A 14103-nucleotide genomic window follows, 5' to 3' on the forward strand; every position below is an offset into this window, starting at 1 on the left:
CCTTCAAGTGTGAAGAGCCATTCAAAGCTTCCCGTAACGTTGTGACACTCGATTACTTCAGGTGATTCAGCAATCGCCATTTCAAAATCTTTTTGTGACTTCTTTGTGTGAACAGATAATCCAACTGTAATATAAGCAGTAAATCTTGTTCCTAATTTTGCTCGATTGATTCGCGCGCGGTAGCCAGTGATGACCTTAGATTTCTCTAACTCTTGTACTCTTCTAAGACATGCAGAAGGTGAAAGTCCTACGATGGAGGCTAAATCAGAATTACTGATTCTTCCGTCATTTTCTAATTCTTGCAATATTCTTTCGTCAATAGTGTCTATTTTCTTCATATGTTGCAAATTATCTCTCAAATGCATGATTCTTTGCAATAAATTTATTCTTAAAATCGAGTAAACTGTGCCACATGAGCACGACAAATCTATACGCACTTTTAGCTTTTGCCTTTGTTTCCGCCATAACGCCGGGACCAAATAATATTCTTCTAATGGCCTCTGGGGCCAATCATGGTTTTAAGAGAACCGTCCCTCATATGCTTGGGGTTTACTTTGGTTTTATCTTCATGATTGCGGTAATTGGTTTTGGAGTTTCGGATATTTTTAAAACTTATCCAGGCATTCAAAAAATTATGCAGATGGCATGTGGTACTTATTTAGCATTACTTGCATTTAAAATTGCATTTAGTACTTTTGCAAAGGAAGAAGCACAGATTAAAAAACCAATGTCGTTCATTGAAGCGGCGATGTTTCAGTGGATTAATCCAAAGGCTTGGACAATGGCGCTATCAGCTGTAGCCATTTATACAAATGGTAATACATTAGGTGTTGTTGCAGTTATTCTTGCTTATAGTCTTGTTGATATTCCGGCAATTTCTGTTTGGGTCTTTGCAGGTTTAAAGCTTAAGTCTTTTCTTGAGAAAGGGTATCGTCTTGCCATTTTTAATATTATTTTGGCCGTGCTACTTTTTGGTTCTTTATTTCCAGTTTTAGTTTTGAAGTAATATAGAAAAGTAGAGGAAGTTCTTCCTCTACTTTTTATTTTGTTATTTTATTTGGGTTATCATCTGCTTTCGTAAAATTCTCACCAAGTTTTTTAGGCTGAACTTTTTGAATTGGAAGCTCTGCGTGTGCAATCTCTGTATTAAAATCGACCGGTAGTTCGATCATTGTCTTTCCTGTAAGGATGACCTTAGAAACTTTCTTAACGAAGAAATCAAATATTTCTGAATCAATTTTTTTCCCAACAGTTCGTTTCATAATTTCTAGAGCATCTTCTATTGGAAGTGCCTGTGAATAAGATCGTTTCGTCGTGATGGCATCAAAGAAATCGGCGATAGAAACGACTTTTGAGAAGATATGATGATCTTCTCCCTTGATTCCTTTTGGGTAACCAGAGCCATCAATATTCTCATGATGTTCAATAATTACTTTTTCAATAGACTCTTTTTTAAGTCCAGGAAACTCAGGGTTTGCCTCTCTAAATAGTTCAACACCAAGCTCAGGATGCTTTTTTATTTGTGCAAATTCTTCATCAGTAAGATTGCCTGTTTTATTTAATATTTCTGTCGAAATTTTTGTTTTGCCTAGATCATGTAAAAGGCCACCAAGTCCAATCGCAACGAGATCAGCTTCACTTGCCTTAGGTTTTAATTGTTTATAAATTAAAACACTGTACATACTTACATTAATAGAATGGTCGTAAGTGTAAAAATCATGGAATGATAAATCACCAATTAGTTTTTTTAGGCTATTAATATCATAGTCTTTGATAACATCGACCATTGCCTTCATTGAATCATGACAACCATCGAGTGCTTCACCAAGAATTTCTGTATTGAATTCTTTCCCTGGATTGAAAATATCATCAAGGTGCTTCACGGCTGAATCTTTGATAACAGAAACCTTATCAATCGACTCTATGTTCTCATCTTCGGCCAGAGACTGAAGGTAGAGCCCACGCTCAGATTCAAGAACATGTATCCCTTGATACTTTTTAAAACCTTCTACATCATCATCGGTGAGAACTTCTCCAGGTCGCACTATTTTAACATAGTGATCCTTGCCTTTGATCGTAGAAGAGTTGATGTAGATATTGTATAGAAGCGGCTTTTCTCGAACAACGAGGTGAAAGTCGATCGTAAAATAAACTGTTTTTGAGTTGCTATCCATTGCACTTTTATCGGCATAATCTCCGTTCAGATAAAGTCCTAGTACGAAATACGTACAAGTAAAAATATTGTGTTAGTTCTTGTTAGGATTTTCTTTGTCTAAGTTATTGAAATTGCATTTCTTATTTAGCGGAACTGAAATTTTAAAAGTGTACGATTAGGTGCTTGAAATGGTACATTAAGGCCTACACAACACACATTATAGAGATAAATTGACGGAGTGAATCAAAGTGCAACTGAAAAGACTAATTATCCAGGGCTTTAAATCCTTTAAAGATCGTACAATTATTAACTTTGACGATGGTATTACAGGGATCGTTGGGCCAAACGGATGTGGTAAATCGAATATTGTTGACGCCTTATTTTGGATTATGGGTGAGCAATCAGCTAAACACCTAAGAGGGAATTCAATGAAGGACCTTATTTTTGCTGGTTCTTCAAAATATAATCCTGCTGCATGGGCCGAGGCAACACTTGTCCTTGAGAATACTCATGGAAAGCATATCCACATCGGTGGGAAAGTTGCAAATCCTTCAGAGATTCAATTAACAAGAAAGCTTTATAGAAACGGTGATACTGAATATCGTATCAACGGTGAGCCGGCTCGTTTGAAAGATATCCAAGAAGTATTTATGGATACAGGTGCTGGTGCAAAGTCATACTCAATTATTGCCCAAGGGGAAATCAATAGACTTGTACAAGCAAAACCTGTTGAGCGTCGTACAATGATTGAAGAGGTTGCCGGTATTACGAAATTTAAAGTTCGTAAGAAAGAATCAATGAGAAAGATTGAGGCAACTGAGCAAAACCTTAACCGTCTAAACGATCTAACAATTGAAATTGAAAAGAACTTAAAGTCTCTTCAAAAACAAGCTGAAAAAGCTGAAAGAGCGCGTACGCTTAAGGATAAAATTAAACGTACTGAAATCTCTGTTGTTGCACATAAAGTATTCGAAGATCTTCGTGAGCTTCGCGATGGAGGTAATGAGCTTCTTGAGAAGAAAGCAAATCTTGAAGCTTGGAGCATGAAAAAAGATTCTCTTGAGATCTCTCTTGAAGAAGAGCGTTTTGAAAGAGAAGAAAAGACTGCAAGAATTGATGAGTCTCAAAAAGAAAGAAATGAAGTTTCAAATAAATTAGCTGCTGCTGAAGAAAGACTGAATGCACTTTGTAAGTCTTTAACTGATAAAGAAGAGCAACTAGAGCAAAGACAAAAAGAGATTGATGAACTAGCTCAAGAGATCGAAGAAAGACTTCTTAAAAAAGAAGAAATTGAAACTGAAATCAACGATGTTATCACTTCTTCAAAAGAAGATTACGATTATGAAGCAGCAAGCGAGAAGCTTGAAACTTTAAAGTCTGAGCTAGAAGATAGACAAGCGCAAATTAGTGAGCTTGAAGAAGAGCTATCAATTAAGAAAGAAGAGCTTGTTAAAATGGATCAACAAGCTTTCCAAAATAATTCAAAACTTGAAGAATATGCTGCAACTCTTCAAGACCTTGCGACTGAAATTGAAGCAATTGAAAAACAATATTCAGGTGTTTCAAGTGAACTTGCGAAGGAAAGAGATGATGTTATGGCCGCTAAGAATTTAGTGGAAGAGTTAACTGAATCAGAAGTTACACTTAAGGAAACGGTAAACGAGCTGACGCAAAAAGATCGTGATCTTGAAACAGAACTTAAGAATTTAACAAAAGAACAAATTACTAAGCAATCAAGACTATCTTCATTAAAAGAAATTCGCTCTTCACTTGAAGGAGCTAAAGAGGGTGTTTCTAAATTTTTAAGTGAAGTAGATTCTGATAAATATACTGTACTTGGTAATATTATTAAATGTGACGATAAGTACACTAAGGCCGTAACAGCACTTCTTGGAGAGTTCTTAGAGTCTCTAGTTACTTCTGAGAGTGATCTTTCACTTCTTAAAAATTGGGTAACTGAAAATGATGAGAATGCACTTGAGATCTTACTTGCAGATAAGTCTGCAGATGTAATTTCTGCTGAGGCACGTGAAAGAATTCAAGTAAAGCTTGGGGTAGAATTAACGACTCTAAGTGATATCATTGAACTTCCAGAAGAATATAAAGCTAAACTAACTCCATATTTATCAAGCCTATTTATTGTTGAAAGCCTTGATCTTGATAAAGTTGTTTCACTAGAGAGTTCAATCTCTTTTGGTGGAATCTCTGATATCAGTGGAAATATTCAAGTACGTAATCGCCAAAATGCAACAGTTCTTCATGTAAAAGGATCTGGTGAACAAGGGCAAAGTGCAATTGAAAGAAATAACACAATTGAAGCACTTGAAAACGAATTAGTAAGTCTTAATGAAAAAGTAGCAAACCTTGAAGAAGCCGTTACAGCTTCAAATGAATTACTAAGAAATAAAGTAGATGAGCTAGAGAATGCTCGTCTTACACTAAGTGAAGCTCGTGCCGATTTCGCTGCTAAAAACTCAGCTCTTGAGTCTAAGCTAGCATCTATGGAATCTGGTAACACGAGACTTGAAATTCTAAAGAATCGTAAAGATGAAACTTCAAAGCTAAGACTAGCTATTCTAGAAAAAGAAGAATCTTTTAATAAAGATAAGTCTGAGGTTGAAGAGGCAATTGCTGATATTAGTGAAAGAGTTCAAGACCTTCGCGATAGTTATAATGAAATGAATGAAGTTTATGAAGCAGACCGTGAGGTTTATGTTTCTAAGCAAGTTGAAGCAAAAACTTTTGAGCAACGTGTGAATTCACTACGTTCTCAATCAGAAGATATTGAAAAGCAAATCGAAAAACAAAACCTTCGTAAAGAATCAAACTCTGAGCTTATCACTAAGCTAGAGGGTGAGCTTGAAAATATGCAGGTTGAAATCGAAGAACTTGAAATTTCAAATAACGAAAAAGCCGATATCCTTGCAAGCAAAGATGAAGTTCTTAGTATTATGAAAGATGAGTTTTCTGAACTTCTACTTGCAATGCAAGAAAGAGAAGATCAGGTTAAAGAACTTTCTAAAAATATCAATAAGGCCGATAAAGAGGTTGCTGAAAAAGAAGTACGCCTTGAAAGATGTCTTAATGAAGAAGAAGAGAATGTTCGTAATATCTTCGAAAAATACCGTGTTGATCTACGCGAATCTCTTGGACGCTACCTTGAGTATACTGAAACTGATTTTGAAAAACTTAATGATGTTTCAACAATGTACTTTATGGAAACAGAAAATGGTCCAAAAGAAATTGAAAAAGAATCATATGAATTTGTTCGTAAGTATGGCCAAGATCTTAAAGATCAAGGATTTAAACTTAAGAACTACAAGTCTGAATTTGGTCGCCTAGGTGAAATCAACTGGCAAGCAATTGAAGACTACGATAGACAAAAACTTCGTTATGACTTCTTAAAAGTTCAAGAAGTTGAACTTAGAAAGTCTCTTGAAGACCTTCAAAATGCAATTGATCATATCGATGAAAAATCAAAAGAAAGATTTAAAATCGCTTTTGAAGAAGTTGATACGAGATTTAGAAAAGTATTCCCAATTATCTTTGGTGGAGGGGAAGCACGTCTAGAAATCGTTGGTGATATTGATGATGCTGAATGTGGTGTTGATATTATTGCTAAGCCACCAGGAAAGAAAATGCAGAATATTAACCTAATGTCTGGTGGTGAAAAGGCCATGACTGCGGTTTCTCTAATCTTCTCGATCTTCCTAGTTAAGCCATCTCCTTTCTGTCTACTGGATGAGGTTGATGCTCCACTTGATGATGCAAACGTTGGTCGTTTTAATGAACTTCTTCGTGAAATGAGTGCTGAATCACAGTTCATTCTTATTACACACAATAAGAAAACAATGGAGCTAAATGATACACTTTATGGTGTAACAATGCAGGAGCCTGGTGTTTCAAAGGCAGTTTCGGTACAATTACAGTAATGAAAAAGCTACTACCTATTTTAATGATTTCAAATATGGCCTTGGGATTTGTCCCAAGGTCTTTTTCTACTCAATATAAGCAAATTGTAAAAAATCAGCTTACTGGTACTCCAAAAGAGTCAACAGGAAGATTTGATTATGAATACCCTGGTAAGCTTAGGCTTGAACAAAAGGGTTCAGATGCTCTTGTCTATGTGACAAATGAGAAAACGACTTGGATTAGTCGAGATGGCTTCATGCCTGGTGATCCAGCAGAAATTATTATTCACAAGGGTAGTGATAAAGGTCTTTCAAACTTCTTTGATTTACTAAAGAATGGCCTTAAATCAAATAAGAATTATAAAGTTAAAGACGGTGATAATTATAGTGTACTTGTTTTTTCTGAGACTTCAGTTAAGTCGACAGGCGTTGTCGAAACAAAGCTGACTTTTAAGAAAGGGAAAAAAGAGTTCTCTAATATTACTTCAATTGACATTAATTATGCTGATGGAAAAGTTGTTAAGCTTGAGCTTAGCAACGTTAAGAACGAAAGCTTTCAAGCAAAGCACTTCATCCTTAACGTTCCAAAGAATGCTAATGTGTCATATCAATAAAGCCACCACGAAAGAAATTTTCTTTTAGCGTTAATGGTTCATTGCTCAGAAGACGAGAGTAGATCAAGTAGTTTCGTGCGACTAACTTTACGTACTTTCTTGTTTCTTTATACGGAATTTCTTCAATAAACTCTAAGTCCGGAAGGATGATTCGACTTCTCCATCTTTTAATAGGAGTACCTCCAGCATTATAGCTCGCAACAAAGTCGATAAAGTTATTATCCCTTCTCTTCATAAGCTCATTTAACAAGAGACTTGAAAAAGTAATATTAATATTAGGATTATATAAGTCTTCATATCCTTCATATGGAATTTTGTAGCGACGAGAAAGTCTCTTTCCTTGCTCTGGAATTAATTGAAGTAGTCCAAAAGCATCGGCAGGTGAGCGCGCATACTGATTAAAAGCAGACTCTTGACGAGCGATGCTCATCAGTAGTGGTGTCGTTACTGTTTTAGATCTATTATTTTCAAGAAACTCTTTTTTAAACGCTAGAGGAAAGGCAAATTGTGGATCTTCTTTTAAGATTTTTTCTTGCGTCTTAGAATCTTCTCTGAAGAATTTAAAGATCATAATATTGTAGTATTTTGCAGCGTAAAGGTCACTAAAGCTAACCTTATCATTACTATCAATAATTTTTTTCGCAAGGTCTGTGTTACCAAGATAAACGGCCCAAGCAAGCTCATCAATCGAGATATCAAACTTTTCTCTGTAATCAATATGCTTAAGTTTTGTGTGATTCATGTGAGCAATTTGGCCATAGTATCCAAATTGATCTTCTTTTTGAATTCTAAGTAAAAGTTTTTGTGCTTCGTCGAAGCGGTTAAGCTTCTTTAGGCCAACAAATTTCCAATAAAGAAATCGGTAGTTTGGCTCATCATTTTTTTCTTCAAAACGATCAAACCATTGAATCATTTCTTCATAGTTGCCCGCCTTGTAGTTTGTCCAGGCAACATTCCACACAATACTTTCAAGGTGTTCATGCTTTCCTTCAACAGCAGCATAAGCCTTCTTATAGAATTTTATGGAGCGATCATACTTTCTAAGATCCTCAAAAATACCACCAATCGTGTAGTAAGTTGTAACGACATACTCCGTTGGGACTTCCTTAAAGAGAAGGAGGTTCCTTAGAACTCTTACCGCCCTTTGTAATTTGTCTTCTGTCCAATAGATTCGAGCAAGCCTAATAGTGTATTCAGCATGTTTTTCTTTTAGCTCTTGGCTTTCTCTGTTTTTTTGAAGGTAAAGAACTAGGCTTCTAATATTGTCTCTAAAGCTATCGTTTTTTCTTTCCCTTTTATATGAGTTTGCAAGTCTAAACCAAGCTTCAACTTTTTCTTCTTTTACAGTATCTTTGTCGCGAATTATTTTTTTGTAATATTCACGGGCCTTAACAAACTGTCGATCTTGTTCAAAGCTTTTGGCTACATCTAAATAATTTTCTCGCTCCGGCTCTTTTATGAAGCGAGGAGAGACATCAATTAATTTTTGATAGATTCGTTCTTGTTGTTGACTACCATCTTCGAATTTCTTCATGGCATCAAGTAAGAGCCTTTCAACTTCACCTTTAGTATTGAGGTAATCCACCTTATTTAAGACAGCACTAGCATAGACATCTGTGTAGTAAGTTTTTGAAATAATTGCATCAATTAGTTCTTCTCTTGCCCAATACGGATACGCTTCAGTATTTTTATACTCTTCACTTAATTCTTGAATGCTCTTAGTACAATTCTTGTGATAATTGGCCCTTAACCATGGGGACAATGGAAATTGTGTATGCAAGAATTTTTGGTACTCGTTACAACTAACAGAATTATTCTTACTAATTTTAGAAAGTAAGTTTGTTAGAGCACCATCTTGTGGTTTCGTTTTAGGAGGTCTTGATAAATTCGTACAAGACAAGGCCAAAATAAATATAGTTAGTAAGGTAAATCTCATTAACTACTAGGATAGGCCTTTAAGTAACTTCCTTCAAGTATGTGAAAACAGGCATTTCTGTTCCTAAAAAAATTACATAAGGCATTGAAAAAACGTCGGTTTAACACTATAAGTAGCTACTTTAGCTATACATGGAGAATTATATGTCTGAGATTTCATCTCAAGTTAACCAAAAATTTAATGACCGCACGGTTTATTTTACTTCACTAGGGTGTTCAAAGAACCTCGTTGATGCACAGGTTATGCTCGGGCATATGGGACTAAATGGTTTTAAAGTTGTAACAGAGCCTCAAGATTCTGAGGTTATTGTTGTAAATACATGCTCATTCATTGAAGCAGCTAAGCAAGAATCTATTGAGATGATTCTTGATCTTGCAGACTATAAAGATGAGGAAGTTGGTAATTGTAAGGCACTGGTTGTTTCTGGTTGTATGGCCCAGAGATATTCAGATGAACTTGAAAAGAGCTTGCCTGAAGTTGATATGTTCATTGGAACTGGTGAATACAATAAAATCGTTCCACTTTTAACTGCTCTTGAAAATAATAAATTAGAGAAGAAGTCATTTGTTGAAGTTCCTAGATTTATTCATACTGAATTTGATCCAAGACTTAATACTTCTCCATTCTATACGGCATGGTTAAAGATCTCTGAAGGTTGTAATAGAAATTGTACTTTCTGTATTATTCCAACTCTTCGTGGACGTCTAAGATCTCGTACTGTTGAATCTCTTGTTGAGGAAGCAAAGCAATTGTCTTCAACTGGTGTTAGAGAGCTAAATCTTATTTCTCAAGATCTTTCTGATTATGGAGTCGATCTGAGTGATGAAAATAATCTATTCGAACTTCTATCAGGTCTTGAGACTGTTGATGGAGTAGATTGGGTACGTTTATTCTACTTCTATCCAGATGAACTTACTGATGAAGTTATTGAAAAAATGGCAACTTCTTCGAAAGTATGTAAATACCTTGATATGCCGGTTCAACATTTCTCAGATTATGTACTAAAGCGTATGAATAGAAAGATTACTGGTGAGAAAATCATGGAGCGTATCACTAAGCTTCGTGAAAGAATCCCTGGAATTGTTCTTAGAACTTCAATCATCGTTGGATTCCCTGGTGAATCTGAAGAGGACTTTGAAAAATTACTTGAAGGTATCAAGCAAGCACGTTTCAACCACCTTGGTATCTTTAGATACTCAGATGAAGAAGGAACACCTGCTTACCGTTTAAAAGATAAAAATTCGCAAGAAGTAATTGATGATCGTTTTGATCGTCTTTATGAAGTTCAAAAAGAAATCGCTAGAGAATTAAATCAAGAATTCCTAGGTGAAACTGTTGAAGTTCTTGTTGAAGGAACTCACGAAGATACTGATCTTCTAATTGTTGGTCGCCATTTTGGTCAGGCACCTGATATCGATGGTAAGGTTATTATCAATGACTTAAATGAGAGAGATTTAAAAATCGGTGACCTCGTTAAAGTTGAGATCACCGATGTATTAGATTTTGATTTAGTTGGACGTGTAATTTAGATTACTAAGGTTCTTCTTCCCAGTCATTGTAAGGGAACGGTATTAGCTGACGTCCAGTAATTGCCGTTCCTGCACCAAAAGATGCATGTAGCGGACGTGTAAGCTGAACTGCATTTGAGTAAACTCTTTTAACTATATAAGTTTGTCCACCAATAATAACGTTCATACCTGAGTAGAAATCACTTGATGATACTGTGTAAAAGTATAGTGACCCAACTGTCCCACTCCCTGTTGTAATAGCAGTATATGAGTTTCCTAAAGTCGGTGCTGTCGCATCTGTACAGGCAGAATAATTTGTTGAGTTTGTGTAATCATCCCAATCACTAAATTCGTTAAGAGGTTCATCAAAAACATCTAGGTTTGTCCCTTCATCCATGCTCGCAATAGTAACCTTATCAAGATTGTTCATCTCATAGTTATTATCCCAATCTCTAATGTGTAAGTTTATTCTCGCTTGAGTAACTGAGAATTCATCAAGACAAGAGAATGTATAGTAAGGCTGTGCCCCCATAAATGGATCAACTATCTGGTTTGGATCATCTGAAAGGCTTACACTTTCCGCGTGAAGCTTTATACCCTCTGAGTAATATTCAGTATTATTAATTGAATTATAACAAGAGTTTTCATGTGCAAATGAAGCAATTGAACGGTTTGATCTCGCACCTCTTTTTTGTGGAGTTTTTAAGATACTCTCATAATTTGCACCACTAAATGCCTCTATAACAAGCGACTGAAAACCATCCTCAAGCTCATCTGTTGTGAAGACGTCTTCAATTGCACCCTTTCTACATAAGTATGCATTTCCCTCACATTGATGTTCTAAAACCTCGACAGTATTTCTATAGTAAGCTGGATCTCCAGTGTCTGCGTTTGCTTCTGTATATGTATAAACAAGCTCGGCATATTCAAAAGAACCATTGTCACAATTTAGATCATGGTATTTACCTGAACATAGATCATCAAGTTGACCACCGAATAGAACACCGTTGACATAAATTCCATCTGCATAATAACTATTTGCTGGAGTTGCACCTCCTAACCCATCTGTCGCAGTATTATCGGCTGGAGCTACTCCCACAGCATCTGTTGAAGTACCAGTTACAACTTGTACGATATAGCGAGCAGCTGCACTGTATGCAATGTCTGAATTTGAACTACGTGTCATCATTGGTCTTTTCTTGTAAAAGAAAAATGGCTTATAGCGAATACTATGACAAATACCTGGGCCAACATTTGCTTGTAGCTTAAGCTCTCTAAAGTAAAGGTTATTTTCACCAATATCAACATAACAATCAATATCGATTACATCCTCAATATCAGATGCTAAGGCCCTTGGGTTGCTGATGATATCTCTTTTCTTTACTCGACACTTATTAAAGAAGTTATCTTCACCATCTTTGTGAGTGAAGAACTTCGGAGTATTTTCTACTTCAACATTTACTTCAAAGTAATCTTCGATCAATAGATCAAATGATGCTGAGAAGCTTCCAAGAATATTTTGAGCAGTTACCGTATACGTCTTAGATGAGGCTGCAATTTCAGGAATACCGATAATATCACCTGTCTCTTCATCTAATGTTAAACCTGGAGGAAGTTCTGGGCTTACGCTATATGCAATGTCTTCTCCTTTTGGAAGAGTTGACTTGATTACTGAATCAACGCCACGATGTAATTCAAACGTCGTTAGAGTTTGAAAATCACTGATTGTCGCTCCGTTTGCACTATACGGTCTAACCGATGAGAATGATTCTCCTGGAAGTGTCATCGTAATTGGCACTCCATTTGTACTTTGTAATAAAGCAGTATTGTCACTACTATTAATTTGCGAAGCAACAAGGTTCGCTCGTCCTGTATTTGTCAGTATATCCATTCCGCTAACAAGAGAAGATACATCAGTAAATGTAGCTCTCATTACAGGGGTCCAAATTTCGTTTAGGATGTATGCCGTAGCATTACCACAATCTTCAAGTGCATTATTAGATGCAATAAAATCTTCACTAGAATTAGTGTCGTTAACATTCTTCGTTTGGTTAACAAAGATGATATTTGCTAGTCCAGCATCTGTTGGATTTCCTGTTACAACTGCGCGTGCAAACCTATCTGTCGGTGCAGATGGAAATCTCATACATAGAGCTGGTCTTGTCTCTAAGTAAGCTGGTGTAAATGCAGCAGTTGAGTTAAGACTCATAATATGTGTAAGAGACACTGGAGTTGTTTGAATTACTGCTTCTTCATCTAGGAAGTTTTTATAATTATCAACTGAGATATCCTTCACAAATTCACCACTGATAACTTGAACAATTAGGTATTTTTCGTTCCCATCAATATCAAGAATTCTTTTAATGATACCTTTTGCACCATTGCTTAGTGGTGGAAGTGTTGCTGCAGAAATTTCTTGTCCTTCTGTAAAATTTGAAGTCGTCTGAACAAGATTTTTTACTTTGAACGCAACAAGTTGTGAGTACGATAAATCCTCTGGAGGATTAATAATACCAAGATCAAGTTTGAACGTTCTTGTTGAAATGTCATTTTTAACGGTAATTGTATATTCAATAGGAGATTGATAGTTATGATCTGCTACTCCAGATGTATCAATAATGTATCCAAATAGCGGACTGTCTACATTTTTTACGAGCCTTAATGTAGAAGGTAAGTCTGGCGTAATTGAAATATCAGTACTGTTGTTATAACTGATATGTTCTGCGACAGCTTCTGATGTATCATTAATCAACTTTAAGTTGATATTTGAATTTGGTTGGAAAAAGTATTTAACTTTTTGAATTGTTCCTTCTCTATTTGAAAATGGAAAAGCATTATCAATTAAGTCGCCAGTATATAGAGTACCTGAAGTAAGTGTACCGTAAATATTGTTACTACTATCCTTGTAAGTGATTGTTCCTGTTGCACCATTTTCAGTTGTAAATGTCTCGCTTGTTAAACCATTTGTAAGGAATCCGCTATTATCATCTAGCTGAAATCCTACAAAAACAGGTCCTACAAAAGGAAATGCAACAGTGTTTGTATTTGTTCCATCGTAATTATAGTAGCATGTTCCTGCGCTTAGATACACGTCACCAATTGTTGGGGTTGCTGGAGGAGTTGTTCCGATTCCCGCACCTGTACAATTGAAAGACTGCTGTGTTTCAAAAGTAAGCCTATCAGGAATTGGTGCTTGAATTGAAACTCTCGGTTGAGATGTTGTTGTTAATGTTTGAGCCGATTCTGTAGAAGGGCTATAAAAATTAAAATTAATTGGTGCTAGTGTAAAACTTCTAACAGGAGAAACTGAACTATTTGTTAGCTTGATCAGACCACTTTGATTACTTGTCGTAAAGTGCGCTGCATATGTAGTAGTGATATCTGAACCAAAATTAAAACCAGGATTTGTGATTGGATCTAGGAAGTTATTCTTAGATGCATTTGATAAAGTAAAAAAACCATCATTGTCGATAATATTGTAATCTCCAAATTCACCATCTGGAATTATAAATGTAACAATATTCTTACCGGCCGTTGAATTAGCTAAGCTAGAGTCTCCAGTGATAAAAATGTAGTTGCTTGCATTGTTGTAGAAAACGGAAGTCGGGTCAGTAATCTTACTTCCATCAATCTCATTACCGCCCTCGTCGATAAAGTCACTTGGAGGATCAACAACCTCTCCAACTGCACTTGATGCATCATCACTGCTTGCGCCATCTTCTTTGAACTTCGTTAAGCTATCAGGCACACATGAAGTTGCGATGAGCAGAAGGATTAATATTAAATGTAGAGACGGTTTACCTTTTAACGTTTTCATAACTTCATTATCGAATGATTCTTAAACAATCTTTACCAAAATTCATTTAGTCAGTGTTTATCGGAAGTTAGAGGTATTAATTGCCTAGAACCTAGACACAAAATTGACAAATTTTGTTGGCTAAAATTTGCTAACTTCCTAAAAATTCGAAGCGCCATTATA

General features: G+C 35.9%; 8 protein-coding genes. 4 read left to right on the top strand and 4 right to left on the bottom strand.

Annotated elements, in window-relative coordinates:
- Window positions 1-338, bottom strand: a 338-nt coding sequence (locus C0Z22_RS12540; protein ID WP_103218718.1) for an Lrp/AsnC family transcriptional regulator, incomplete at its 3' end; no start/stop codon positions are given.
- Window positions 339-412: 74 nt separating this feature from the next.
- Between C0Z22_RS12540 and C0Z22_RS12545 the strand changes: the two genes are divergently transcribed.
- The gene (locus tag C0Z22_RS12545; protein ID WP_103218719.1) at window positions 413-1006 is read left to right on the top strand and encodes a LysE family translocator; all 594 of its coding nucleotides are present in this window, start codon (window positions 413-415) and stop codon (window positions 1004-1006) included.
- Window positions 1007-1040: 34 nt separating this feature from the next.
- Here C0Z22_RS12545 and C0Z22_RS12550 read toward each other — a convergent pair whose 3' ends face one another.
- On the bottom strand, window positions 1041-2174 hold the full coding sequence (locus C0Z22_RS12550; protein WP_103218720.1) for an HD-GYP domain-containing protein: 1134 nt from the start codon (window positions 2172-2174) through the stop codon (window positions 1041-1043).
- 229 nt (window positions 2175-2403) lie between these two features.
- Between C0Z22_RS12550 and smc the strand changes: the two genes are divergently transcribed.
- Together smc and C0Z22_RS12560 are read left to right on the top strand one after the other, a co-directional pair.
- Window positions 2404-6087 (top strand): chromosome segregation protein SMC, encoded by a 3684-nt coding sequence (smc, locus tag C0Z22_RS12555; RefSeq protein ID WP_158246918.1) that lies wholly within the window; start codon window positions 2404-2406, stop codon window positions 6085-6087.
- Window positions 6087-6680 (top strand): outer membrane lipoprotein carrier protein LolA, encoded by a 594-nt coding sequence (locus C0Z22_RS12560; protein ID WP_103218722.1) that lies wholly within the window; start codon window positions 6087-6089, stop codon window positions 6678-6680. The genes smc and C0Z22_RS12560 overlap by 1 nt, the downstream gene beginning before the upstream one ends.
- On the opposite strand, the gene C0Z22_RS12565 is transcribed toward C0Z22_RS12560, so the two are convergent.
- Window positions 6661-8616 carry a lytic transglycosylase domain-containing protein gene (locus tag C0Z22_RS12565; RefSeq protein ID WP_103218723.1) on the bottom strand — a complete coding sequence of 652 codons (1956 nt, stop codon included), beginning with the start codon at window positions 8614-8616 and terminating at the stop codon, window positions 6661-6663. The genes C0Z22_RS12560 and C0Z22_RS12565 overlap by 20 nt on opposite strands.
- 143 nt (window positions 8617-8759) lie before the next feature.
- On the opposite strand from C0Z22_RS12565, the gene rimO reads away from it, so the two are divergent.
- Complete coding sequence (gene rimO, locus C0Z22_RS12570; protein WP_158246919.1) at window positions 8760-10145, top strand: 30S ribosomal protein S12 methylthiotransferase RimO; 1386 nt, start codon at window positions 8760-8762, stop codon at window positions 10143-10145.
- A 4-nt stretch (window positions 10146-10149) separates the two neighbouring features.
- Here the strand turns inward: rimO and C0Z22_RS12575 are convergent, their stop codons facing one another.
- Window positions 10150-13941, bottom strand: a complete 3792-nt coding sequence (locus C0Z22_RS12575) for a hypothetical protein (RefSeq protein WP_103218725.1) — start codon at window positions 13939-13941, stop codon at window positions 10150-10152.
- Window positions 13942-14103: the final 162 nt, after the last annotated feature.

The sequence above is a fragment of the Halobacteriovorax sp. DA5 genome (assembly GCF_002903145.1).
Taxonomy (GTDB): Bacteria; Bdellovibrionota; Bacteriovoracia; order Bacteriovoracales; family Bacteriovoracaceae; genus Halobacteriovorax_A.

Coding starts and splice junctions, on each gene's coding strand:
- C0Z22_RS12550 (WP_103218720.1), bottom strand. CDS start 2,174: ATGGATAGCAACTCAAAAACAGTTTATTTTACGATCGACTTTCACCTC.
- C0Z22_RS12560 (WP_103218722.1), top strand. CDS start 6,087: ATGAAAAAGCTACTACCTATTTTAATGATTTCAAATATGGCCTTGGGA.
- rimO (WP_158246919.1), top strand. CDS start 8,760: ATGTCTGAGATTTCATCTCAAGTTAACCAAAAATTTAATGACCGCACG.
- C0Z22_RS12545 (WP_103218719.1), top strand. CDS start 413: ATGAGCACGACAAATCTATACGCACTTTTAGCTTTTGCCTTTGTTTCC.
- C0Z22_RS12575 (WP_103218725.1), bottom strand. CDS start 13,941: ATGAAAACGTTAAAAGGTAAACCGTCTCTACATTTAATATTAATCCTT.
- C0Z22_RS12565 (WP_103218723.1), bottom strand. CDS start 8,616: ATGAGATTTACCTTACTAACTATATTTATTTTGGCCTTGTCTTGTACG.